This window comes from Microbacterium sp. H83, from assembly GCF_001650405.1.
Classification (GTDB): Bacteria; Actinomycetota; Actinomycetes; order Actinomycetales; family Microbacteriaceae; genus Microbacterium.
This window is the reverse complement of the sequence record NZ_LWCU01000002.1, coordinates 20,071-43,958: the sequence shown is the minus strand read 5'-3', so window position 1 is coordinate 43,958 and position 23,888 is coordinate 20,071. Positions and strand designations below refer to the sequence as shown.

Below are 23,888 nucleotides of genomic sequence, written 5' to 3'. Positions count from 1 at the left end.
GCCAGGTTGCATATCGGTGTGCGGAACCGGTTCCCGTAGAGAGACAGCATCCGACAGGACATTCGGGTCCGGATCCGATCGCTCCGTTTACCAGCACATCCGTCAGATCCGCGGGGTGACAGCTCTGGAGGCGCGGAGCGCGGTCATCCGCAGAGCGTCGGGAACGGCGTATCACACCTGTCGGAGGCGAACCTCAGAACTCACCCGCAACCTCAGAACTCGCCCGCACCCTCAGAGCTCGCCCGGCTTCATGGCCTCGGCGTCGATCGCGCGGATGACCCGGAGCGCCGCGGTGTCGGCCTTCGGCTCCGCCGGGGCCGCATCCGCTCCGCGCCGCCGCTGCGGCGCGTAGACGACGAGCGAGTGGAAGAGGAACCGCGCGAAGAAGGCGACGATGAGAGACAGCCCGGTCGCGAGCACGCTCGAGATGTGCCAGGTCTCGACCATGAGCGCCATGACCGGGATGCGCAGGGCCGCCTCGACGTTGTTGAAGGCGAACGAGCTGGCGAAGCGCACCCGGAGGGCTCTCGCGTCGGTGCGCATGTCGGCGAAGACGAAGCGCTCCTGCAGCAGGAAGTTGCCGATGATGGTGACCTCGGCGCCGATGATCGCGGCCCAGATGTAGGGGACGCCGAACGCGGTCAGCATCCACATGATCCCGAGGTTCGCGGCCGCGCCGATCACGCCGATGAGGGCGAACAGCGACATCTTGCCGAACCGCAGTCGAGCCAGGTGGGCGACGAACGTCGCACCCTGGCGCATGCTCGCCTTGGAGGTGCCGTGGCGCCGCTCGGCGAACTCCATCGGGATCTCCGCGATGCGCAGGTCGGTGCGCGCGAGGATCTCGAGCAGGATCTTGAACCCCTGCGGCCTGAGCGCCTCGAGATCGAGCCGACGGCGGTCGACGAGGAAGAAGCCGGTCATCGGGTCGGTGCTGCGCGCGAGCCTGATCGGGAACATCGCCCGGGTCAGCCACGTCGCCGCCCGGGAGACGCCGAATCGCACGGCCGTGCCGAGGCCGCTGGTGTCTCCGCCGCCGATGTAGCGCGACGCCGCCACGACGTCGGCGTCCGCCTCGGCGTGGCGGGCGAGGAGCGCCGGCAGCAGCTCGGGCGGATGCTGCAGATCGCCGTCCATCACGATGCAGAGATCGGATGCGGCGGCGCGGAGCCCGACCACGACCGCTCCCCCGAGTCCACCCGTGTTCGCGGTGCGATGGATCACCCGCACGCGCAGAGCCGCGTCCGCGGCGACCCGCTCGACCTCGGCCGCCGTGTCGTCCGTGCTGTCGTCGACGACCAGGATCTCGGCGTCGTACCCGGCGAGCGCGGCCGCCGTGCGGGAGACGAGCTCCGCGACGTTGTCGCGCTCGTTGAACATCGGGACGATGACGGTGACCGCTGTCGCCACGAGCATCCCCCTTCTCCGCTGCCGCACCCACTGCGGCATCCCATAGTTCCACGGGTTCCTATGCCCGGAGAAACCGGTACCTGCTAGAGTGCAGGGAAGCGGCTGTGGGAGTCGCTGTGCGGATGGGGATCCGCACTCTGGGGAATCACTGATCTGGGGAGATCATGGGGACGCGCATCGGCTATGCCGTTGGTGCCTTCGACCTGTTTCACGTCGGGCATCTGAACCTTCTTCGTCACGCCAAGCAGCACTGCGACGTCCTCGTCGCCGGTGTCGTCAGCGATGAGATGCTGCGGCAGGTGAAGGGCATCGAGCCCGTCATCCCGACCGCGGAGCGGGCGGAGATCGTCCGCCACATCTCGTTCGTCGACGACGTCTACGTCGAGACGAGCCCGTCGAAGATGGACTCGTGGCGGGATGTGCACTTCACGCACTTCTTCAAGGGCGATGATTGGCGCGGCACGGACAAGGGCCTGCGGCTCGAGCGCGAGTTCGCGGAGGTAGGCGTCGAAGTCGTCTACTTCCCGTACACGGCGCACACCTCGAGCTCGTCCCTGCGGCGAGCGCTCGACGCGATCACGGCCGGGGCGTCGCAGGGCACTCCGGCGCTCGCGTCGCGATGACACGCGTGCGGCCCGCCCGAAGGGCCGCACGCAGGGCCTGCCGACCGCCCCGTCAGCGCGGGGAGGCGACGCCCAGAAGACTGCGCGCCATCCGCGCGACGTGCGGCGGCGTGTGGGATCCGAGCCATACCGTCCAGTGAGACGGCGGCTCCACGCACGTCCATTCGACGCACCAGGAGTGCACCGCGTTCGCGAGTCGCTCGCCCTTCGCATGCTGACGGATGCCGTCGCCGCGCAGCAGCCACCGCACCGAGACGCCCTCGGGGACGTCGATGTGCCGCATCTGGATGCGCGCCGCGGCCTCGATGAGCACGACGCCCTCGGCATCCCACGGCAGCCGCGCGGTGATCCCGGCGATGACGCCCGCATCCGCGGCGTCTCCGGCGATGAGCACCGCGCCCTCGATGTTCTCCCAGTCCGGATCCTCGAGGTGCTCGCACGCAGTCGTCATGCCTCGATTATAGGTAAGGCTTCCCTTACCTGACAATGCCTCGGGTCGAGGTGGCGCACCCGGCCCTTCCCCAGCTGCGCCGCCGTACGCTGGGAGCATGACCTCTCCCGCAGCATCCGCCATCACGATGTTCGGCGCCGACTGGTGCCGCGACTGCATCCGCACCAAGAAGCAGCTCGACGGCCTCGGCATCGAGTACACCTACGTCGACCTCGTCGCCGACCCCTCCGCCGCCGATGTCGCCAAGGAGATCTCGGGGCGCACGAACATCCCCGTCGTGGTCTACCCGGATTCCTCGCACCACGTCGAGCCCTCGAACGCCGACGTCGAGGCCAAGCTCCGCGAGCTCTCCCTCATCTGACGCCGACAGCCGACGGGCGCGACCCGCGTCCGCCCGCTCGAGGCCGCCGGATCGCTCGGGGAACGACCGACCGTTCCCCGGGATCGACCCACCGATACACTGGCGCGATGAGCACCGACGCTCGGTCCGACCGAGCCTCCGTCCGCCTCTCCGCCGGCACGATCGCGCTGTACGCGGTCGGGTCCCTCGGCACCGGCGGATACGCCACACTGCCCGGACTCGTCCTCACCTACTTCCTCACCGACAACCTGGGAGTCGCGGCCCTCGCCGCCGGCCTCATCGTCACGGCGGCGAAGATCTGGGACGTGCTGATCGATCCCCTCATCGGCGCCGCCTCCGACCGCCAGCTCGCACGGACGGGCTCCCGTCGCGGTCTCATGATCGTCGGTGCGCTCACCCTTCCGCTCTTCTTCGCCCTGACATTCGCCGTGCCGCCGTCGTGGGGTCCCGTCGCCGGCGCGGTGTGCGTGCTGCTGGCCTTCGTCGCGACGGCCACGGCGTTCAGCCTCTTCCAGGTGCCCTACGTGGCGCTGCCCGCCGAGCTCACCTCCAGCTACGACGAGCGCACCCGCCTGCTCGGGTGGAGGGTCGTCGTGCTCACCGCGGCGATCCTGCTGTTCGGCGCGGGCGGGCCCGAGCTGCGGTCCGCGGGCGGCGATCAGGTCTCGGGCTACCTCCTCATGGGAGCGGTGGCGGGAGTGGCGATCGGCATCGGCATGCTCGTCGCGACGCGGACGGCGGATGCCGCGGCACGGCGCCTGACAGCCGTGCACGCAGGGCCGGATGCCGTGTCTCCCGCCCCGACCCCGACGGGGCTCCGGGCGCAGTACGCGGCGGGGGTGGACGCGCTGCGCCGCAGTCGGCCGTTCCGCGCGCTGCTCGTGACGTTCCTCCTCCAGGCCCTGGCCACCGGCACCATGCTGGCCGCCGCGCAGTACATCGCCACCTGGGTGCTGCGTTCGGAGGACGCCGTGACGCTCGTGTTCGTCGCCCTCGTCGGTCCGGCGCTGCTCGCCACCCCGGTCTGGACGCTGATCGCGCGGCGCACCGGCAAGGAGCGCGCCTTCGCCTCGGCCAGCATCATCTTCCTCGTCGCCGCCGCCTCCCTCGTCCTGGCCGTCTGGACGCCGGGTGCGTGGATGTTCTCGTCGGTCGCCGTCGCCGGGGTCGCCTATGCGGGTCTGCAGTCCCTTCCGATGGCGATGCTGCCCGACGTGATCTCGCACGACGGGCACACGCACGGTCGGGGGCGGGCAGGCACCCTCACCGGCGTGTGGACCGCCGGCGAGACCGTGGGGTTCGCGCTCGGGGCGACCGTCGTATCGCTCACCCTGGCTGCGACGGGCTACGTCTCGACGGTCGCCGACGCCACGACCACGCAGCCGGCGGCGGCCCTCACCGGCATCGTGCTGAGCTTCAGCATCCTCCCCGCCGCCCTCATGGCGGCGAGCCTGATCGCCCTGCGCGGCTACCGTCTGCGGCGAGCCGACATCGAGATCACCGCCGCCTAAGCTGAAACCCCACCGAAGGAGACGCCGATGACTTCCGCGACCACGCCCTCCGCCTCGACTCCAGCCGCACCGTCGACGGCAGCCGCACCGTCGGCCGGAGCCGCGCCCGGAGCGACCTCGGGAACCGAGATCGGCGAGGGCGAGCGCGCCCGACTCGACGCCGCGATCGACGAGCTCGGCACCGGCGCCCGCACCTGGGCGGCGCTCACACTCGCTCAGCGCGTCACTCTGCTGCGAGCGGTGCGCACGAGCGTCGCCGCCGCCGCCGAGGACTGGGCGACCACCGCGGCCGCGTCGAAGGGCCTCGACGGCGACCATCCGCTGCGCGGCGAGGAATGGCTGAGTGGACCGTACAGCACCCTCGGCGCCCTCGACGCGTACATCGAGACGCTCGCGCGCCTCGCGCACGGCACGAATCCCCTGGAGGGCGTGCACATCGACCGCGCTCCCGGCGGTCGCACCCGCGTGCACGCCTTTCCCCTGACCGGCATCGATCGACTGCTCCTGTCGGGATATACGGGCGAGGTCTGGCTCGAGCCGGGCGTCACGCCGAACGCGGCCAGGGCGTCGGCCGGACTCGCACAGCGGACGCCCGCGGAGTCGGGCGGCGTCGGCCTCGTGCTCGGCGCCGGCAACGTGACGTCCATCCCGGTGCTCGACGTGCTGTACGAGCTGCTCGCGTACAACCGCACGGCGCTGCTCAAGGTGAACCCGACGCAGGATGCCCTCGTGCCGATCTACAAGCGCGCGTTCGCTCCGCTCATCGGACCGGGCCTGCTGCGCATCGTGCGCGGCGGACCGGCCGTCGGCGCGTACCTGACGACGCACTCGTCCTTCGCGCACGTGCACATCACCGGCTCGGCGGCCACCTTCGACGCCATCGTCTGGGGTACGGGCGCCGCGGCCGCCCGCCGCCGGCGGGAGAACCGGCCGCAGCTGAAGACGCCGATCACGGCGGAGCTCGGCGGCGTCTCGCCGATCATCGTCGTCCCCGGCGACTGGACCGATGCCGACCTCGCGTATCAGGCCGAGCACGTGGCGACCATGCGGCTGCAGAACTGCGGTCACAACTGCATCGCCGGTCAGGTCGTGATCATCTCCTCCGACTGGGCGCAGGCCGACGCTTTCCGCGCCGCGCTGCGACGGGCGTACGCCACGGCCCCCGAGCGACCCGTCTGGTATCCGGGATCGCCTGCACGGCTGGACCAGGCGACCGAGGCGTATCCCGACGCACTGGTGCTCGGCGACCGGCTCCTCGTGGAGATCGGCGACGGGGACGACCCCGCCGCCCTCCAGACCACGGAGTACTTCGCACCCGTGCTCGGGGTCGTCGCCGTCGAGGGCACCGGTCAGGTCTTCCTCGACAACGCCGTGGCCTATGCGAACGACCGGCTGCAGGGCACGCTGGGCGCCAACCTGCTGATCGATCCTGCCACGGAGAGGGCGCTCGGGTCGGGGTTCGACCGAGCCGTCGCGGCGATGCGGTACGGATCGATCGCGATCAACGGATGGACGGCATTCGGCTTCATCACCCCGACCCTGACGTGGGGCGCGTTCCCCGGCAGCACGATCGCCGATGTCGGCAGCGGCATCGGCGTCGTCCACAACGCCCTGCTCCTCGACCGCGTCGAGCGCTCGGTGGTGCGGGGCCCGTTCCGCCCGTTCCCCCGCTCGCTGCCGATCGCGAACGGCGGCGGACGGCTGTCGATCCTCCCGAAGCCGCCGTGGTTCGTGTCCTCGCGCACGGGAGCGCAGGTCAGCGAGGGACTCACCCGGTACCGCGCGGCAGGCGGACTGGGCGGGCTGCTCGCGACGCTGGCGAAGGCGCTGCGCGCCTGAATCCCTCTCGTCGGCAGCCCTCGATGCGCCTGAGTACGGGGGTGCGGGAGCCGGCCGCTACAGCCGGTCGCCCGGCAGCGTGAGCGGATCCCCGCAGACGCCCAGGCCGCTCTGGTATCCGTTGGCGAACCAGAACTTGCGCTGCTCGCTCGTGCCGTGCGTGAAGCTCTCCGGGTTCACGAAGCCGGACTGCTCCTGGATGTGGTCGTCGCCCACCGTGTAGGCGGCGTTCACCGCATCCTGCAGCTGCGCCTCGGTGGGCGCCTCGAGGTAGGGGACCCCGTTGTCGTCCGTCTCCTCCGTCATGCGGCCGATCCACGCGCCCGCGTAGCAGTCCGCCTGCAGCTCGACGCGCACGCCGTTGCTGTCCGGCCCGGTGCCGTTGTTCGGGTAGGCGTCCATCACTCCGGTGATGTACTGGATGTGGTGGCCCCACTCGTGCCCGACGATGTAGAGCTGAGCGAGGTTGCCGGCGGATGCTCCGAACTGCTGCTGCATGAGGGTGAAGAACGTCGGGTCGATGTAGACCGTCTCGTCGGGTGGGCAGTAGAAGGGACCGACCGCGTTGGAGGCCGTTCCGCAGCCGGTGGGCGTGGACCCGTCGACGATGACGAGCCCCGGTGCCCGATAGGGGTCGACCTGGTCCTCCCAGTATCCGTCGAGGGCGAGCTGCGAGCTCGCGACCCGGCAGTCGACGTTCTCGTTGGCGTCCTGTCCCGTCTCGCAGTTCTCGATCACGCTGCCGCCGGACGGCTCGGATCCTCCCCCCGTCGCGCCGCCCCCACCGAGCAGCCCGGTGAGGTCGATGCCGAGGAGCGGACCGGCGATCAGTGCGATGATGCCGAGCAGGCCGACGCCGCCGGCACCCGCCACGACGGCGCCGCGTCCCCGTCGGCGTGCGGTGTTGCCGGAGACGTCGGCGTCGGGATTGAAGGTCATGCCACGAGGGTACTCCGCCCCCGGACGTGGATCGGACGTAGGCTCGGGGCATGACGACCACGATCACCCTCACCGGCGCAGGCGGCCAGATCGGCTACGCGCTGCTGTTCCGCATCGCCGCCGGCGACCTGCTGGGTCCCGACGAGAAGGTGCGACTGCGGCTGCTCGAGATCCCGCAGGGGATCGGCGCCGCCGAGGGTGCGGCTCTCGAGCTGCAGGACGGCGCTTTCGGGCTCCTCGAGCACGTGGAGGTGACGGACGACCCCGCCGTCGGATTCGACCGCGCCGACCTCGCCCTCCTCGTCGGAGCGCGCCCGCGCGGCCCTGGCATGGAGCGAGGCGACCTGCTGGCCGCCAACGCCGGCATCTTCGGCCCGCAGGGCGCCGCGATCGCCGCGAACGCCTCGTCGGACGTGCGCGTCACCGTGGTCGGGAATCCGGCGAACACGAACGCGCTGATCGCGGCGGCATCCGCCGACGGGGTCCCCGCCGAGCGGTTCACGGCGCTGACCCGCCTGGACGAGAACCGGGCGAGGGCTCTGCTCGCGCAGGCACTCGCGGTGCCGGTCGACACGGTGCGGCGCGTCCCGATCTGGGGCAACCACTCCGCCACGCAGTTCCCCGACGTGTCGCACGCGACGGTCGGTGGCAGGTCGGTGCGCGACGCCCTCGAGGCGATCGTCGACGACGTGCCCGCGTGGCTCGACGAGTCCTTCATCCCCCGGGTCGCGAAGCGCGGCGCGGAGATCATCGCGGTGCGCGGATCGTCGTCCGTGGCATCCGCCGCGAGCGCGACGATCGACCACGTGCGCGACTGGGTGCGCGGCACCGACGACTGGACCTCGGCCGGCGTCGTCTCGCACGGCGAGTACGGGGTGCCCGAGGGTCTCATCTCGTCGTTCCCGGTACGAGCGGTGGACGGGGAGTGGCGGATCGTCGAAGGACTCGAGGTGAGCGACTGGGCGCAGGCGCGGATCGACGCGTCCGTCGAGGAACTGGTCGCCGAACGCGACGCCGTCCGGTCTCTCGGCCTGCTCTGAGGCCCTCGATCCGCGCATCCGGCGGTCGCCGCCGGGCCCCGTTCAGGGCAGAATGGAAGCCGGAGGTGCGCGATGAGCGAGATTATGGATCCCACGAAGACGACGGCATCCGTCGACGAGCCGCTGACCAGCCCGCTGCACCTGCCACACGCGGCCGCCGAGTGTCCGAAGTGCTTCACCGAGCTGCAGCAGAACCGCGACTTCTGGCTGGCCCGCCCCGACGGCTCGCGCCTGGTGGGCCTCGTCGTCGCGCGTGAGGGCATGCCCTCGGTCGTCGAGCAGCGCGAGGACCTCACCCGCTTCGGAGTGCCGATCGAAGGGTTCCGTCACCCGGCACCCGACATCCTCGAGAGCTGGAGCGACCGCCTCGCCCGCCTCATCGCCACGCTGGTGCCGGGCGACGTGCTCGTCGTCGCGAACACGAAGGCCCTGGGCCGCGACTCCGACGAGGGCCTGCGCACCGCCGCCGAGCTGCGCCGGCGCGGGATCATCGTCAAAGTGCTGAGCCACGACGCGCGGCACCTCGCCGACGCCGTGCGCTGATCCTGCGGGCCGGATCCCCTACTCGTACGTCGGCGGCACCCACAGCAGCTGCGCCGAGACCAGGCCGCGGTCGCGGCTGACGATCTGGGCGCGCCCGGGGATCGACGGGATCGCCTTGACCTTGCCGATGAGCTGCCCCTCCTCGGGGTTCCCCGAGAGCAGGATGCCGGTCGCGCCGAGATCCGTCATCCGCTGGATGATCGGGTCGTAGGCCGCGCGCGACGCGCCGCCCGTGCGACGGGTGAGGATCACATGGAGCCCCAGATCGGCGGCCTGCGCGAGCAGCGGCGCGAGCACCGCGATCGGGTTGCCCTGCGAGGTCGACACGAGGTCGTAGTCGTCGATGAGGACGAAGCCCTCGGCACCCGTCCACCACGACCGCGTGCGCAGCTGCTCGGGCGTGACGTCGGCACCCGGGATGCGGCTCTGGAAGAACTGCGCCAGTTCGCGCATGCCGCCGTCGGCCATCTCGTGCGAGGTGAGATACGCCCCCAGGTACTCCTGCGGGATCTCGCCGAGCAGCGCGCGGCGATAGTCGACCACGAAGATCTTCGCCTCGCTCGGCCCGTAGAGGCGGGTGATCTCATGCACGACGCCGCGCAGCATCGACGACTTGCCGGAGTCGGCGTCGCCGTAGAGGTACAGCAGCGGCTCCTCGTTCGGGTCGATGGAGAAGGGCGCGAGGTCGGCCTCGTCGATGCCGAGCAGGATCTCCCGCGGCTCGGATCCGTCGGGCGACGCCGCGGCAGCGACCGCGCGGAGGTCCTCGTGGCCGATGCGACTGGGAAGCAGGCGCAGCTTCGGTCCGGCAGGACCGTGCCACGCGGACGCGACGCGTGCGACGAGGTCGTCGACGCCGTCCGCCAGGGAGGAGGCGTCGTCGACGCCGTCGACGCGGGGCAGCGCGGTGAGCATCTGCAGACCGGTGGCGTTGAGGCCGCGGCCGGGGATCGAGGTGACGTTCTCGGCCGCCTTGCGGTTGACCTCGGAGTCCGTCGGGTCGCCGAGACGCAGCTCGATGCGCGTGCCGATGAGGTCCTTGATGTTCGCGCGGATCTCCATCCACCGCGCGGCCGTGATCACGACGTGCACGCCATAGGTCAGACCGCGCGCCGCGATCGCCTGGATCTGCGGCTCGAGCATCTCGAACTCGGAGCGCAGGGTGCCCCATCCGTCCACCATGAGGAAGATGTCGCCGTATCCGTCGTCCGCCAGGCCCTGGGCGCGGCGCTGACGGTAGGTGTCGATCGAGTCGATGCCGTTCTGACGGAAGTACACCTCGCGCGCGTTGAGCAGGCTCGTCACCTCGGCCACCGTGCGGCGGACGATGTCGGGCTCCGACCGCGTCGCGACGCCGCTCACATGCGTGAACCGCTGGAGTCCGGCGAAGCTGCCGCCGCCGAAGTCGATGACGAAGAACTGCACCTCCTGCGGCGTATTCGTGAGGGCGAGCGCCACCATCGTCGTGCGGGCGAGCGTGCTCTTGCCGCTCAGCGGTGCGCCGACGATCGCCATGTGCCCCGCGGCGCCGCCGAGCGAGACGGCGAGGTTCTCGCGACGCTGCTCGAGCGGGACGTCGACGATGCCGAGCGGGACGGTGAGGGCGCCGGCGCCGCGCCAGCGCGGGGAGACGAGACCGAGGGCCGGGTCCTCGACGAGGTCGCCGAACAGCTGGTCGAGCGTCGCCGGCGTCTCGAGCGGCGGAAGCCACACCTGGTGGGCTGCCGGACCGCGGCCGCTCATGAGCTCGACGGCGATCTCGAACGTGTTGCGCTTCTCCTCGGGCTCGGCGTCGACGACGACCTCGGGCTCCTCGGTCGGGGTCTCGGCACGCCAGACCGGCGCGGCGGTGAACAGCTCGACCGCCGTGGATCCCGAGCTCTGCGTCGCGCCGGATGCCGCGCGTCGCCGACGGCGGGGCGGAGGGCCCGACACGTACGATGCACGGAACTGCGTCATCGTCTCGGTGTCGGACTTCAGGATGCCCGCGCCGGGCTGCGTGGGCAGGTGGTACGCGTCCGGCACTCCGAGGACCGTGCGCGACTCGGCGGCCGAGAACGTGCGGAGACCGATGCGGTACGACAGGTGCGTGTCGAGACCGCGGAGCTTGCCCTCCTCCAGGCGCTGGGAGGACAGCAGGAGGTGCACCTGGAGAGAGCGGCCGAGGCGGCCGATGTTCACGAACGTGTCGACGAACTCCGGCTTGGCCGACAGCAGCTCCGAGAACTCGTCGGCGACGATGAGCAGAGCCGGCAACGGTGCGAGGTCGGTGCGTCCGCCGCGGCGGGCCTTCTCGTAATCCGCCACGTTGGCGAACGGCCCCGTCGCGCGCAGCAGCTCCTGTCGACGCACCATCTCGCCCTGCAGCGCATCCTGCATGCGGTCGACGAGCGAGATCTCCTCGCCGAGGTTGGTGATGATCGCCGACACGTGCGGCATGTCGGCCATGCCGGCGAAGGTCGCGCCGCCCTTGAAGTCGACGAGCACGAAGTTGAGCTGCTCGGGGGAATGGGTCATGGCGAGGGCGAGCACGAGCGTGCGCAGCACCTCCGACTTGCCCGAGCCCGTCGCGCCGATGATGAGACCGTGCGGGCCCATGCCCTGCTGGGCGGACTCCTTGATGTCGAGGATGAGCGGCGAGCCGTCCTCCGTCTGACCGATCGGCACCCGCAGCCGGTCGCGCTCGAGTCGCGGCGACCACGCGGCGTCGAGATCCAGGTCGCGCACGTCGGGCAGACCGAGGAGCTCGACCAGCTCCGCCTGCCCGGTGGCGCTCTTCTTCTTCGTCACGGTGGTCCCGCCCGAGTAGAGCGAGATCAGCCGACGAGCCGTCGCCTCGGCCTCGACGATGCTGATCGCATCCGCCTCGAAGGGACGAGCGGGGCCCTGCAGGCTGACGAGCTCGGCGCGCGTGCCCGTGCTGCCGGGCTCGAAGGCGATGCGCAGCGCGTTCGGGTCGTCGAGGTCGCCCCAGCGGGCCGGCAGGTCGATCACGGTCACGCCCTGCACGCCGTCGCCGCTCACGAGCATGTCGTTGAAGGAGGTGCTCGCCCCGTCGGTGAGGATCACGATGTGCGGCACCTTGGGCGCCGCGCCGTCCCGCGCGAAGCGGGAGCGCTCGCGCACCTCCGCGGGGAGCATGTCCTCGAGTTCGGAGAGCTGCGACCCGATCATGCGGGCGGCGCCCAGGCCGTCCCTGATGGTGCGCGAGTGCGTGTGCGGCATCCACTTGGCCCACTCCCACTGCGGGAGGGAGCCGGGGTCGGCCGCGATCACGATCTGCACCATGTCGGGGTCGTGCATGGTCGCGACGTGCAGGAGCATCGCTCGAGCCAGGGCACGGGACTCGCTCTCGTCGCCCGTGATCTCGATGCGGGAGTAGTCGCGGAGAGTCACGCCGAGCGGCAGGTTCTTCTGGATCTCGTGCGTCAGCATGAAGCGGTGCGCGGCCGAGGCCGCGACCGGATCGAGCTGCGCGAGCGGCGGCAGCTCCGGGGCCTCGAGCGAGATGCACAGCGGCTGGTCGCTCGTGCCGACGCGCACGGAGAGGAAGTCGGGGTCGTTCGCAGAGCGCTCCCAGACCCGGGTGCGCTCCTCGGCGATGTACGGCAGGGCGGACGGCGCCGGCAGGTGCCAGTTGCCGGCGCGCCGCTGCTGGCGCGCGGCGACGCGCACGCTCTGGCGGAGCTCGGTGAGATAGGCGAGGTACTCCCGGCGGGAGCCGAGGGTGGCGGCCTGCCGCTGCGACCGCTGACGCCATCCGTTCACGGCGACGAACCCGAGCGACGAGAGCAGGAACATGCCGCCGGTGAGCAGGCCCGTCACCGACTGATTCGACATCGTGACCATGACGATCGCGCCGACGCTGCCGAGCATGGGGAGCAGGGACCCGAGCACGCCCATGCCGCCGTCGCTGGGCTGCAGCTCCGTTGGCGCCTGGACGGGGAGCTTCCCTGAGGGGACGCGGGGCGGCGCGAGGCGGGGTCCTGTCATGCTCTCTCTCCGGCGCTGCTGTCCGACGCCAGCAGAAGGCTGATGGTGAAGCTGCGGTTGCCGATGCGCACGCGATCGGCGTCGTCGAGGAGCACGCGCTCCCCCGCGACGAGTTCGGTGGTCTGGCCGTCGTCCGACCGGATGTCGGAGCCGTTGGTCGAGCCGAAGTCGGTGACCCACGTGCGTCCGCGGGAGTGCTCGATGCGCAGATGCGTCTTCGACACCGACGAGTCCGGATCGGTGACGATGACCAGACGGTCGTCGTGCACGCTCGCGACCGGAGCGCGCCCGAGGTTCGCCGCCAGCGGGAGCCCGAGCTGCACGCGCTGCCCGGTGTCGAAGATGAGCAGCAGAGCGCCCGACTCGGATGCCGCGGCGGACTCGGGGGCCGCCGGCGACCCCACCTGCTGCGCCGGTGCGACGGTGAACAGCGGAGCGTCCTGGCCGGGAGCCGGCGCCGCCGGCGATTCCAGCCGGTGCGACGCGGCGCGGGCGTCGGTGGGCTCGGAGTCCTCGTCGACGGTGGTCGGGTGCGCACCCAGCGCCACGATCTGCGGGGGCGCGAGCGACTCGACGTCCGCCGCGGGCGCAGGCGCCGGCTCCGCGGCGGCGGCCGCACGCGACGGCACGGCGACGACGACGGTCCCGGCGATGCGGTCGGCCCAGCTCTGCCGGCGCCCGCCACGGTCCCAGGCGCTCGACGCGACGACGATCCAGCTCCCCACGGCGACGAGGAACCCGGCGCCGGTGACGATGCCGCGGACGAACTGTCGGCCCACCCCGGGGGAGAACGGCCGATCGCCTCGAGCGGTCCGCAGCCGCAGCACGGCATTGCCGAGGGTGAGGCCCGTGCGCGCCTCGAGCACCCAGAGGAAGAGCGCGAACTCGGCGACCGCGAGGCCGGCGAGCACCACACTGCGCGTGGTGACGAGGACGATCGCGGCGGCCAGGATCACCACGGCGACGTCGAGCGTGAAGGCCGCGATCCGGACGCCGGTGCCGGCGGGCGAGCCGAGGAACGCCGCACCGAGGCCCTCGGCGGGGCGGCGGGACTGAGCCCGTGTCGGCACGAGCGGAGTGGGAGGCGGGGTCGCACCGGCGCTCAGCGGGGCGCCGTCGACACCGGGAGGGGCCGAGATGAGCGCCGGCGGAAGCGCCGGGATCTCCGCCTGAGAGGGCGCGGCAGGGGCCATCGGGGGGATCAGCCCACCGCCCGGCCAGGACTGTGGCTCGCCGTTCCCGCTCATCCCGCCATCATTCCACGAACGAGGGACAGGGCATTCGCGTAGAGCAGGGCCGCGGGCAATGCGAGCGCCACGGCCAGCCACTCGAACGCGTCGCCGAACCTCGACCAGACCAGGGAGCTCGCGCCGCGCGCCACGGGGATGACCACCGCGACCGCGAGGAGGCCCAGGGCGAAGAGCGCGACGGCGCCGAGGATCTGGAAGCCGGACCCGAGCGCGACGGCCGCCTGCACCCCGGCGACCACGAAGACGACGGCGGCCGCGCCTCGCGGCAGCCAGCGCAGGATGTGCGAGGTCGTGTGCCGCGGCGTGAGCAGCAGAGCGAGCGCGGTGCACACGAGGAGGGCGATGCCGCCGGCGCGGACGATCGGGTCGTCGGGCCAGGGGCGGAGGAACGCCAGCGGAGCCATCGCCGCCGCGACGACGCTCAGCACGGCGGTGCCGGAGATGAGGCGCGCCGACGAGTCGTCGACCACGGCGATGACCCGATCGGGGCGCAGCACGCCGATCGCCTCGGGGATCGCACCTCGCACCGTCCAGCGGCTGGTCATGAAGTGCTTGTAGTCGATGAAGTAGCCCTCGGGGAGGTTCACGAGGCTGCTCGGCAGGGCGCGGAGCCCCAGCGGCACGAGTCCGAGCGAGATCGCGGCGGCCTCGGCGGGCCCCCACCGCAGCAGCAGCGCCAGGCCCCACACGACGGCGAGGCCGACGAGCAGCACGGTCGCGGTGCCTGCTGCCGCACGCATCGGACGAGCACGGGCCGCGACGGCGATGATGGCCGTCGTCACGCTGGCGGCGAGGAAGCCGGATGCCGCGGCCAGATGACCGCTCGCCTCCAGCCCGGCGGGGATGAGCAGCGCACCCGCCGCGAAGGACAGGAGCACGGGAGCGAGCACGCCGAGGATGCCGCGCACGCCGGCCGCGGAGTCGCGCCGGGCCCACGCCACGGCGCCGCTGACGGATCCGGCGACGAGCAGGAGCGCCACGAGCAGGCGGAGCAGCGGCTCCCCCGCGCCCTGCGCGAAGACCGCCACGAGCAGGAGGGCGCTGACCGCGAGCATCCACCATCGCGCTCCGTGGTCCATGCGGCTCGGTCCGGCCGGGGGTCGCGGCCGCTCACCCGCAGCGGGCAGGGCGGTGCGATCGATGAGCGAGTAGAGCCCGCCGTCGACGAGGTCCTCGCACTCGGTGTCGCCGGGGATCTCGAAGCCGCCGGGACCGATCGTGATGAAGCGTCCTGCGGTGGAGAGTCCGCTCAGGATCAGCGCGTCGTCGAGGGTCTCGTCCAGCGGCAGCGAGATGTCGATACGACGGTCTTCGCTCTGCAGGACGATGCGACGGCGCTCTGTTGTATCGACTGCCACCTCTGCACCCTATCCATCCTGGAGTCGGCGACCTCGCCCAGCGCGATGACGCCGCGCGCCGGGACCGTCGATCGATTGCGATCGAGGCCATCTCTCGCGTCTGCGCTGCCCTCCGACGTCTCGGTCGGAGGACAGCGCAGACGGCGCGGGCCCGATGCGAGATGCATCGGGCCCGCGCTCGAGATCAGGCGCCGAAGCGGCCGGCAGCCGACTTGTCGGTCTGCACGTACTGACCCGAGATCTCCTCGGTCTTGCCCGCGATCTGGGTGAGAAGCTGCTGCATCTCGCTCAGCGAGCGGTTCCACTTGGCCTGGGCCTGGTCGTAGGCCTGCTGCGCGGAGCCGTCCCAGGCTGCGCGGAGCTTGGCGACCTCGGACTCGAGGCGGTCGAGCTCGGAGCGGATGCCCTGCGAACCGCTGCGGATCTGAGCGGCCAGGGCGTTGACCTGCTCGGGGCGAACTGACATCGACTGCATGATGTTCTCCTTAAAGTCCTGTGGATGCGCGCGCTCAGGCGCCCGACATCATCGAGCCGAGGCCCGAAATGGTCTGCTGGTGCGCCTCTTCGGTCGCGGCCTGGTCGCGCTCGGTGCCTGCAAGGGCATCCTCGAGGGTCACGAGGACCTCGTTGAGCTGACGAGCCTGCTCGTCCCAACGGGACATGAGCGTGGTGAACGACGCGGCAGCCGCACCCGTCCAGAATCCCCGAAGCTGCTCGATCTCGCTGCGGACCTTCTTGGTCTGCTGGTCGATCCCGGACTTGGTCTCCCGCACTGCCTGGGCTCCGCGGCGCAGAGCCCCCTCTTCTGCGGAGATGACATCAGCCATTACTCACTCCCTCCGGTCCGTTAGGACACACGTGCGGGGAGCGCATCCCGGTCTTGGGACGACTTCGAAACAACCCCCCACGATTCGTTTCAGGAGACAGGCTAGATCAGATCGACCGGAATCGCCAGGACGGCGGGCGCATCCGTGCGGAGATCGTGCACTCGATGGAGAAATCCCGTCCGACCGACGAATCGGTGCGGCGCGCGACTACGCGTTGTCGCACCGCTCAACTAGGGTGAGAGGCGGAATGCGCGGCGCCCGGTCCATCGTCCCGGACGCCGCTCACCATGGAGGGGGCATCGTTCCATGACTCAGACCAGCGCCACGGCCGGCACCGTGCTGCGGATTTCCGTCGTCAGCGACGACCGGCGGCTCGATGTCGGCGTGCCCTCGCAGATCCCGCTCATCGAGATCATCCCCGGGTTCGCCCGCAGCCTCGGAGTGCTCGACCCGACCCTGACGCACGGCGGCTACGCGCTGCAGCGCGCCGACGGCACCCCTCTCGACCCCGCCCGCGGCGCCGCCGCGCAGGGCGTGCTCGACGGCGAGCTGCTCACCCTGGTGCGCGGCGGCCTCATGAGCGAGCCGCGCGTCTACGACGACGTGGTCGAGGCCGTCATCGACGCCACCGCAGAGCAGCACGGCTCGTGGACTCCCGCCGACAGCTCGCGCACGGCGCTCTTCATCAGCCTCACGTTCCTCGCCCTCTGCGCCCTCCTCCTCATCGCGACGCCGCCCACCTCGCTGCTCCCCGCCATCATCGCCGGCTCGGGGGCGGTCGTGCTGAGCGTGGCCGCCGCCGTCCTCATGCGCCTGCGGCAGCCGGAGGCCGGCCACGCGCTCGGCCTCTCGGCCGCGGCCTACGGCGGTCTCGCGGGCTTCCTCGCCGTGCCGACCCAGAGCATCTGGGGCTGGCCCCTCGCCGCGATGGGCCTCGGGCTCGTCATCGTCGGCGGACTCAGCCTCGCCGTGACCCAGGAGAAGCCCGAGATCCATCTCGTGCCGATCGCCCTGGGCGCGTCCATCGGCATCACGGCCACGAGCGCCGCCGCGTTCGGCGATGCGCTCGCTCCGTACGCCGTCATGCTCGCCACGACGGCGCTGCTCGCCAACGGCATCCCGTGGCTGGCGCTCAGCTCCACGCGCATCCGCGTCATCTCGCCGCAGAGCGACGCCGACATGTTCGCAGCCCCCGAGGCGATCGACGCCGACGAGGTGAAGCGTCGCGCGGCGGCAGGAACGCGCACCCTGATCGCGCTGCGCGCCGCTCTCGGGCTCGCGGCGCTCATCGCGACCCCGCTGGTCGCCGCGAGCGGGGTGTTCGGCGCCGTGCTGTGCGTGCTCGCGTTCGTGGGCATGATGTTCCAGTCCCGTCAGATCCACGCGCGGCTGGGCGTGCTCGTGCTCATGGCGATCGGGGCGATCGGGCTCGCCGTCACCGGGGTGACCGTCGCACTCGCGCTGCCGGACGTGCGCACCTGGATGCTCCTGGTGCTCGTCGTGGCCACGGTGATGCTCGTCGGTCTCACGCTGCTGACGCCCAAGGCGCGTCTGCGGCTCACGCGCCTCGGCGACACCGTCGAGGTCATCGCTCTCGCGCTCCTCCTCCCTCTGGGCGTCATCACGGCGGGACTCGTCTGACCCATGGCGACCAAGAAGGACCTGATCGAGGCGCAGGGCTTCAGCCGACGCCGACTCCTCTCCGCCTTCACCGGCGGGGCTCCGGGAGGCAAGGAGCTCGACCCGGCGAAGCCGCTGCGTGCGGTCGTGGCCGGTGTCGCGCTGACGGTCGGCGTGATCCTGGTGGGGGTGTTCTGGGGCATCATGCAGCCGGGGCTCCCCGGGGACTGGCAGAACAATCGGCTGATCGTGGCGACCGACACCGGCTCCCGGTACGTCTCGGTCGACGGCACGCTGTACCCCGTCATCAACACCGCGAGCGCGCGACTGCTGATCCCCGCCGGCGAGTTCAAGGTCGTCCGCACCGATCAGTCGGCGCTGGACGGCATCCCGGTCGGACCGGCGATCGGCATCCTGGGTGCGCCCGACGATCTGCCGAAGCCGTCGGCCCTGCTCAACTCCTCGTGGACCGCGTGCATCGACGACGGCGAGGGGAGCTCGGTGTCGCTGGCGGCGAACCCGATCGCCGACGTGTCGGCCGGCACCGGGGCCGTCGTGCAGCGGGGCGAGGATCTCTTCGTCGTCGCCGACGGGCTGCGTCACCAGGTCTCCCCCGACGACGCGAACGCCGTGCTGCGCGCGGTCGGCCTCGGCACGAGCGACATCCTCGAGGTCGACGGCCGCTGGCTGAACCTCTTCGAGTCGGGCGACGAGCTCGAGCCCATCACGCTGAACGCGGTCGGCGCCACGCTCCCGGGCACGGACCTCACCGCGGGCACCATCGTGCACGTGCAGGGCGACCCTCCGGAGCTGCGGTACGTGGCGCTCGCGACGGGCGAACTCGCGCAGCTCAGCCCTCTCGCGTACCAGCTCTACCTGCTCGGCAGCGGCGCGCAGGCGGATGCCGACGAAGAGGTGTCGCCCGCCGACGTCGCCGACATCCCGACCGTCCCGAACGTGGGCGGCGCGGACTGGCCGTCCCAGCCGCTGACTCCGCTCGCCACCGGCGAGACGCCCTGCGCCGTCCTGACCGACGACGCCCGCACCGTGCTCGGCGCGACCGCCGAGGAGCTGCCGGAGGATCGTTCGCGGGTCGACGTCGCCGTGGGCGGCGGAGCGCTCGTGCAGGTGCGCGGCGCCTCGGACGACATGGTCGGCATGGCCGTGCTCATCGACGAGTCCGGCACGGCGTACGCCATCCCGGGAGCGGTGCTCGAGGAGGGCTCGGAGGACGCCGCGAGCGATCCGGTCACCCAGCTCGGCTACACGCAGGACGACATCGGCCACGTGTCGGATGCCTGGATCGAGTTCTTCGCCGCGGGTCCGGCGCTCAGCGCCGAGGCCGCGAGGGAGTCGCCCGGCTCCGGGGACGAATGATGCGTCGACGCCTCCGCGGACGCCGTGCCGTCGTCCGATCCACGACTGCTCTGCTCGCCGCCTGTCTGCTGGCCGCGGCGACCACCGCACCGGCATCCGCGGCGGGGACGACACCCTCGGCGATCGCTCCGGCCACGTCGGTCTCGATGGCGACGCAGGGCCAGGCGTGCGAACCGGGCACCGTGGTCTTCAGCCCCGAGGCGCCGACGGCGCTCGCCCAGCTCGGCGCCGAGCAGGCCCATCGGCTCGCGACCGGCAAGGGCATCGTCGTCGCGGTCGTCGACTCCGGGATCGACGCATCCAACCCGCACCTCGCAGGCGTGGTCGTCGGCGGCATCGACCTCGTCGGCGACGGGGAGCGCGGCGACGGGCTGAGCGACACGACGGGCCATGGCACGGCGATCGCCGGGCAGATCGCCGCCCAGCCCGTCGCGGGCTCCGGCGTGGTGGGTCTCGCGCCCGATGCGCGCCTGCTCTCGGTGCGCGTGTTCCGCAGCGACAGCGAGCAGGACAAGGACAAGGGCTTCGGCCCCGACTCGCGACGTCTGGCGGACGGCATCCGCTGGGCGGCCGACAACGGAGCGGACATCATCAACGTCTCGATGTCGCAGACCTCGGACTCCGACGAGCTGCGCGCCGCCGTCGAGCACGCCGCGGCCGTGGGCGCGCTCGTCGTCGCCAGCGGCGGCAACCGTCTCTCCGATGCCGACGCCGAGGATGCTCCCCGCTACCCCGCGGCGTACGAGCAGGCCCTCGGCGTGAGCGCGGCCGACGCCTCCGGTCGCGCGACGGAATCGTCGATCCACGGGCCCCAGGTGGGCGTGACGGCGCCGGGCGGGAACATCCTCACCGCGGCGACGGGCGGCGGCGACTGCGTGTTCGCGGCCGACGCTCCCGCGTCGAGCTTCGCGACCGGATACGTGAGCGCTGCGGCCGCGCTGGTCGCCGAGGCGCATCCCGAGGATCCCCCTGCCGGGTGGGCATACCGACTGACGGCGACCGCCCTGCGCTCCGACGCCGATGCCAGGGACGACGTCGACGGGTGGGGCTTCATCCAGCCCGCGGCGGCGATCGAGCTGCTTCCTGACGAGACCACACGCGGCCCGGTCAGCCCGTACTTCGACACGACCGAGAGCGCGGCTCGACCGCCGGCGGCAGCGGTGACACCCGATCACGGCGCCTCGCCGTTCCTGCTCACGCGCGAGGCCGCGCTCTTCGCGGCGATCGGCGGCGCGAGCCTGCTCGGCGTCCTCGGTATCCTCATCGTGCTGCGCCGCCGCCGGGAGACGCCGGTGGCGGAGGCGACGGACATCGGTCGCGTGGGCGGCCTCCTCGACAAGGTCGAGCCCGAGGTCGCCGTGACCCGGAGGCCGGACACCGGCCGATCGAGCGTCGGCTCCCGGCGCTAGCCCAGGACGAGGAATCCGAGTCCCACGAGACCCGCGACGGAGACCGCGCACGCGCCCACGACGGCGAGCAGCGTGTACACGCTCCACCGCCGCGCCTGCCGGGACACGGAGGTCTGCTCGACGTCGGTGACGCGGGTGGGTGCGGCAGCGCCCACGATCGTCGGCGGGGCCGAGGGAGCGAGCGGCGCCGGACGCGGTCGGTAGATCGCAGGGGTCGGCGTCAGCGGAGCGCGGAACAGCGACTCCGTGCTCGCATCGGCGGGCGCGGAGTCGCCGGACGCCGCGCCGGAGACGGCATCCGCGGTGGAATCGGAGGTGTCCGCGCGCGTGGCGGCGGCGCGGTCCACGACGACCGTCGCGTCGTCGATCGGGGCATCCCCCTCGACGTCGGAGTGCGGGCGCGCGCCGGCGGAGCGGTCCACGACGACGGTCGCCTCATCGACAGGCGCCTCCTCCTCGACGGAGGTGTCCCCCGCGGCGCGCGCCTCCGCCGCGACCCGCGCCGCGGGCGAGCGGTCCACGACGATCGTCGCCTCATCGACAGGCGCATCCTCCTCGACGGGAGCATCCGGCTCAATGGGAGCATCCGGCTCGACGGCAGCATCCGCCCTGGCGGCGCTGCGACGGCGCTCGCGGCGCGTGAGCATCACCGTCTCCTCGACGTTCGTCTCATCCTGCGACATGTCAGCCTCTCGCCCTCACGGGGATCGTCGTCCCCTCGAGCATCGAGTCGGTGAGGGCGGATGCCGCGACGCGGCCGGCCGTGCCGTCGTCGGGCCGCGTGCGCGCGCCACCCGCCACGACGTCGATGACGACGACCGAGACGTTGTCGCGGCCCCCCGCCTGCAGCGCGCGCCGGACGAGCGCGGATGCCGCGGTCTCCGGTCGCCCGCACATCGTCAGCGTGGCGCGGATGCCTTCGTCGCTGACCTCGCCGCTCAGACCGTCCGAGCACAGCAGCAGCCGCTCGCCGTCGACGACCGGCAGCAGCCAGCTGTCGGCGGTGCTGTCCGGGGCGCCGATCGCACGGGTGATGACGTTGCGCTGCGCGAACGACTCGAGGTCCTCGGGGCGGAGCTCCCCGGCATCCACCAGTTCCTGGCCGAGCGAGTGGTCGATCGTCAGCTGCGTGAGCTCGTTGCCGTGGTGTCGGTACACCCGCGAGTCTCCGACGTTGAAGACGAGCCAGTGCGGCGCGCCCTCGTGCTCGACGAGCGCGACACCCGTGACCGTGCTCCCCGCCCCGCGCTTGTGCTGGGCGGCGATGTCCTCGACCACCGCGGCCGCGCTGCTGAGGGCGGCGCGGACGTCGTCGACGCCGACCGCCCGCCCGCCGAGCGGTTCGAACGCGGCGACGACGGCAGCGCTCGCGCGGCCGCCCGCCTCGTGTCCGCCCATGCCGTCGGCGACGAGGAAGACCGGCGATGCCGCGAGCACCGAGTCCTCGTTCGCCGTGCGCTTGAGACCGGTGTCGGTCAGCGACGCGACGTTGAGGACCACCGAGGCGACCGTCACGAATCGCGCTCCGCGATGACGTGCATCCCGACTTCGCCCAGGATGAAGCGGCCGTTGCCCACGACGCTCTCGCCCGGGTCCAGCAGCGTCTCCGAGCCGTCGTCGGCGACCACCACGACGCCGTTCGTGGCGTGGAGATCGGTCAGGCGCCACTCGTCCTCCTGCACGACGAGACGCGCGTGGGTCTTCGAGAGCGTCCGGGTGATGTCGGAGATCGCGAGACGCTGCTCCCCCGCCTCGCCGGTGGGGTTGCGACCGATCACCACGCTCGCGCCGGAGAGGGCGAAGGTGCGTCCGTCGTCGAGCACGAGCGAGCGCCGCACGCCGCGGCGGCGCGCCACCACCACGGTCGCCTCGAGGTCGTCGTCGGTGGGTCGCGGCGAGACCACGGTCTTGTCGACGTCACCCGCGAGTCCGCCGAGAGGCATGGGAACCGGTGCCGGTGCGACCGCGGCCGGTGCGACCGGGGCCGGTGCCTCCGGAGCGGATGCCTCGGGGGCGGCCGTCGGAGCCGGTGCTTCGGGCACGGCACCCGTCGGAGCGGGCCGGATCACCGGCGCCTCCGGCTCGCGCTGCGCCGAGCCGTCGTCACGGAAGGACGGCGGCGCCGGGCGCACGGAGGCCGGCTGCGGCTGCTCCCCGGGCGCGGATGTCGCCGCAGAGCCGACGGGAGGCGCGGGCGGAACCGACGCGGGCGGAGTCTGCGCAGGCGGGGTGGGCGCGGGCGTGGCCGCGGGAGCGCCGGGAGCGAGCGGCGCCCCGCCCATCGTCGCCATGATCCCGGTCACCGGGTGCGCATCGGTCGCGGTGTCGGCGGGCTTCGCCGGAGCGGGAGTCGGCGGCGCCGCGTCGAACACGGGCGGCTGCGGCGCGGGCGGCTGCGGCGCGGATGGCGCGGGAGGCGCGGGATGTGCGGCCGGGGCCGGCGCGAGAGGCGGCGACGAGGGAGCAGGCGGCGGCTGCGGCGCGAAGGCCGGCGGCGCGGGAGCCACCGGCGCGGGAGCCGACGGCGCGGGAGGAGCGAACGAGGAGGCCGGCGCACCGGGCGTCGGCGGAGTAGCGGGCGTCGGCGGAGCACCGGGCGTCGGCGGAGCGAAGGAGGCGGCGGGCGCACCGGCACCGGGCGCACCGGCACCGGGCGCACCGGCACCGGGCGCACCGACACCGACCGCGGAAGCCGCCGCGGAGGCAGGCGTGCGCGGAGGAGCCGCGTAGTCCGGGAAGACGAGTCCGGACGTCTCCGTCTGCGCGGGGCTGTGCGGAGCCAGCGAGGGGATCGTGTATCCCGACGCGTCGCGCGCCGGCGCCGTGGACGGCGGCGTCCGCCGCGGTCCGGGCTGCAGGGCGGCGAGCCGCTCGCCCTCCGGGTACGGCGCGGCTCCCCAGGCGAGCACGGTCGCCCACACGGGCGGGAGGAGGATCGCGAGCACGGTCATCCCCGCGCCACGACCGAAGCGCCTGTTGATGCGATGCGTCGCGACGACCTTGAGATAGAGGCCGTAGAGCTGCACGAGGGGGATGAAGTAGAAGACCACGGACCAGGCCGGCACACCGCCCCTCGCGAGGATCTCGGCCTCGTTGAGCACGGGCACCCAGCCCTTCCACCCCTCGCCGTCGAGTCGCGGGAACAGACGCGACAGCGCCCACGCGTACCAGACGTAGATGGCGATGCCGATGAGCAGTCCGAGTCCGCCGACGATGACGAGCATCGTGGTGAGACCGGTCTCCGCAGACGGTGTCATGGGGTCCCCTTCTTCCGGTCGCTCAGCGATCCGGTCCTTCCGAGAGTACCGAGAGCGAGACGGCGCTGCCGAACGACACC

The 23,888-nt window shown here is 72.2% G+C and carries 20 protein-coding genes; 9 read left to right on the top strand and 11 right to left on the bottom strand.

What is annotated here, in order from left to right; genetic code table 11:
* Positions 1-231: 231 nt before the first annotated feature.
* A complete protein-coding gene (locus tag A4X16_RS01630) occupies positions 232-1,416 on the bottom strand; it encodes a glycosyltransferase (RefSeq protein ID WP_231880230.1) in 1,185 nt (394 codons plus the stop codon).
* 158 nt (positions 1,417-1,574) lie between these two features.
* Here A4X16_RS01630 and A4X16_RS01625 point away from each other — a divergent pair, with 158 nt between their 5' ends.
* Complete coding sequence (locus A4X16_RS01625) at positions 1,575-2,033, top strand: adenylyltransferase/cytidyltransferase family protein (protein WP_067115436.1); 459 nt, start codon at positions 1,575-1,577, stop codon at positions 2,031-2,033.
* A 52-nt stretch (positions 2,034-2,085) separates the two neighbouring features.
* Here the strand turns inward: A4X16_RS01625 and A4X16_RS01620 are convergent, their stop codons facing one another.
* Positions 2,086-2,484, bottom strand: a complete 399-nt coding sequence (locus A4X16_RS01620) for an SIP domain-containing protein (protein WP_067115433.1) — start codon at positions 2,482-2,484, stop codon at positions 2,086-2,088.
* Positions 2,485-2,581: 97 nt separating this feature from the next.
* Here A4X16_RS01620 and A4X16_RS01615 point away from each other — a divergent pair, with 97 nt between their 5' ends.
* From A4X16_RS01615 to A4X16_RS01605, 3 genes are all read left to right on the top strand, one after another.
* Positions 2,582-2,845: a glutaredoxin family protein gene (locus A4X16_RS01615; protein WP_067115430.1), complete on the top strand. Its 264-nt coding sequence runs from the start codon at positions 2,582-2,584 to the stop codon at positions 2,843-2,845.
* 107 nt (positions 2,846-2,952) lie between these two features.
* On the top strand, positions 2,953-4,356 hold the full coding sequence (locus tag A4X16_RS01610; protein WP_067115428.1) for an MFS transporter: 1,404 nt from the start codon (positions 2,953-2,955) through the stop codon (positions 4,354-4,356).
* Positions 4,357-4,383: 27 nt separating this feature from the next.
* Positions 4,384-6,195, top strand: coding sequence for an aldehyde dehydrogenase family protein (locus A4X16_RS01605; RefSeq protein WP_082914202.1), 1,812 nt, complete (start codon positions 4,384-4,386; stop codon positions 6,193-6,195).
* A 57-nt stretch (positions 6,196-6,252) separates the two neighbouring features.
* Here the strand turns inward: A4X16_RS01605 and ypfJ are convergent, their stop codons facing one another.
* Positions 6,253-7,134: a KPN_02809 family neutral zinc metallopeptidase gene (gene ypfJ, locus A4X16_RS01600; RefSeq protein WP_067115425.1), complete on the bottom strand. Its 882-nt coding sequence runs from the start codon at positions 7,132-7,134 to the stop codon at positions 6,253-6,255.
* A gap of 50 nt (positions 7,135-7,184) precedes the next feature.
* On the opposite strand from ypfJ, the gene A4X16_RS01595 reads away from it, so the two are divergent.
* Together A4X16_RS01595 and A4X16_RS01590 are read left to right on the top strand one after the other, a co-directional pair.
* The gene (locus A4X16_RS01595; RefSeq protein WP_067115422.1) at positions 7,185-8,174 is read left to right on the top strand and encodes a malate dehydrogenase; all 990 of its coding nucleotides are present in this window, start codon (positions 7,185-7,187) and stop codon (positions 8,172-8,174) included.
* A gap of 72 nt (positions 8,175-8,246) precedes the next feature.
* Positions 8,247-8,717 (top strand): dehydrogenase, encoded by a 471-nt coding sequence (locus tag A4X16_RS01590; protein WP_067115420.1) that lies wholly within the window; start codon positions 8,247-8,249, stop codon positions 8,715-8,717.
* 18 nt (positions 8,718-8,735) lie between these two features.
* On the opposite strand, the gene eccCa is transcribed toward A4X16_RS01590, so the two are convergent.
* From eccCa to A4X16_RS01565, 5 genes are all read right to left on the bottom strand, one after another.
* Entirely contained in the window at positions 8,736-12,710 is a 3,975-nt protein-coding gene (eccCa, locus tag A4X16_RS01585; protein ID WP_067115417.1) for a type VII secretion protein EccCa, read from the bottom strand.
* Positions 12,707-13,957, bottom strand: coding sequence for an FHA domain-containing protein (locus A4X16_RS17675; RefSeq protein ID WP_157559916.1), 1,251 nt, complete (start codon positions 13,955-13,957; stop codon positions 12,707-12,709). The genes eccCa and A4X16_RS17675 overlap by 4 nt, the downstream gene beginning before the upstream one ends.
* Entirely contained in the window at positions 13,954-15,318 is a 1,365-nt protein-coding gene (locus A4X16_RS01575) for a hypothetical protein (protein WP_067115411.1), read from the bottom strand. The genes A4X16_RS17675 and A4X16_RS01575 overlap by 4 nt, the downstream gene beginning before the upstream one ends.
* 184 nt (positions 15,319-15,502) lie before the next feature.
* Positions 15,503-15,793: a WXG100 family type VII secretion target gene (locus tag A4X16_RS01570; protein ID WP_231880228.1), complete on the bottom strand. Its 291-nt coding sequence runs from the start codon at positions 15,791-15,793 to the stop codon at positions 15,503-15,505.
* A 34-nt stretch (positions 15,794-15,827) separates the two neighbouring features.
* Positions 15,828-16,145, bottom strand: a complete 318-nt coding sequence (locus A4X16_RS01565; RefSeq protein WP_067115405.1) for a WXG100 family type VII secretion target — start codon at positions 16,143-16,145, stop codon at positions 15,828-15,830.
* Positions 16,146-16,451: 306 nt separating this feature from the next.
* Between A4X16_RS01565 and eccD the strand changes: the two genes are divergently transcribed.
* Genes eccD through A4X16_RS01550 form a run of 3 tightly spaced genes read left to right on the top strand, consistent with a single transcriptional unit; the run spans position 16,452 to position 20,551 of the window.
* A complete protein-coding gene (gene eccD, locus A4X16_RS01560) occupies positions 16,452-17,786 on the top strand; it encodes a type VII secretion integral membrane protein EccD (RefSeq protein ID WP_067115402.1) in 1,335 nt (444 codons plus the stop codon).
* 3 nt (positions 17,787-17,789) lie between these two features.
* Positions 17,790-19,142: a type VII secretion protein EccB gene (gene eccB, locus A4X16_RS01555; protein WP_067115399.1), complete on the top strand. Its 1,353-nt coding sequence runs from the start codon at positions 17,790-17,792 to the stop codon at positions 19,140-19,142.
* Entirely contained in the window at positions 19,142-20,551 is a 1,410-nt protein-coding gene (locus A4X16_RS01550) for a S8 family serine peptidase (RefSeq protein ID WP_067115396.1), read from the top strand. Before eccB ends, A4X16_RS01550 begins: the two co-directional genes overlap by 1 nt.
* On the opposite strand, the gene A4X16_RS01545 is transcribed toward A4X16_RS01550, so the two are convergent.
* From A4X16_RS01545 to A4X16_RS01535, 3 genes are read right to left on the bottom strand one after another with little or no spacing between them, the layout of a single operon-like run.
* Positions 20,548-21,234: a hypothetical protein gene (locus tag A4X16_RS01545; protein WP_067115393.1), complete on the bottom strand. Its 687-nt coding sequence runs from the start codon at positions 21,232-21,234 to the stop codon at positions 20,548-20,550. The genes A4X16_RS01550 and A4X16_RS01545 overlap by 4 nt on opposite strands.
* A gap of 1 nt (position 21,235) precedes the next feature.
* Complete coding sequence (locus A4X16_RS01540; RefSeq protein ID WP_067115388.1) at positions 21,236-22,066, bottom strand: PP2C family protein-serine/threonine phosphatase; 831 nt, start codon at positions 22,064-22,066, stop codon at positions 21,236-21,238.
* Entirely contained in the window at positions 22,063-23,808 is a 1,746-nt protein-coding gene (locus tag A4X16_RS01535) for a DUF5684 domain-containing protein (protein ID WP_067115385.1), read from the bottom strand. Before A4X16_RS01535 ends, A4X16_RS01540 begins: the two co-directional genes overlap by 4 nt.
* Positions 23,809-23,888 lie beyond the last annotated feature (80 nt).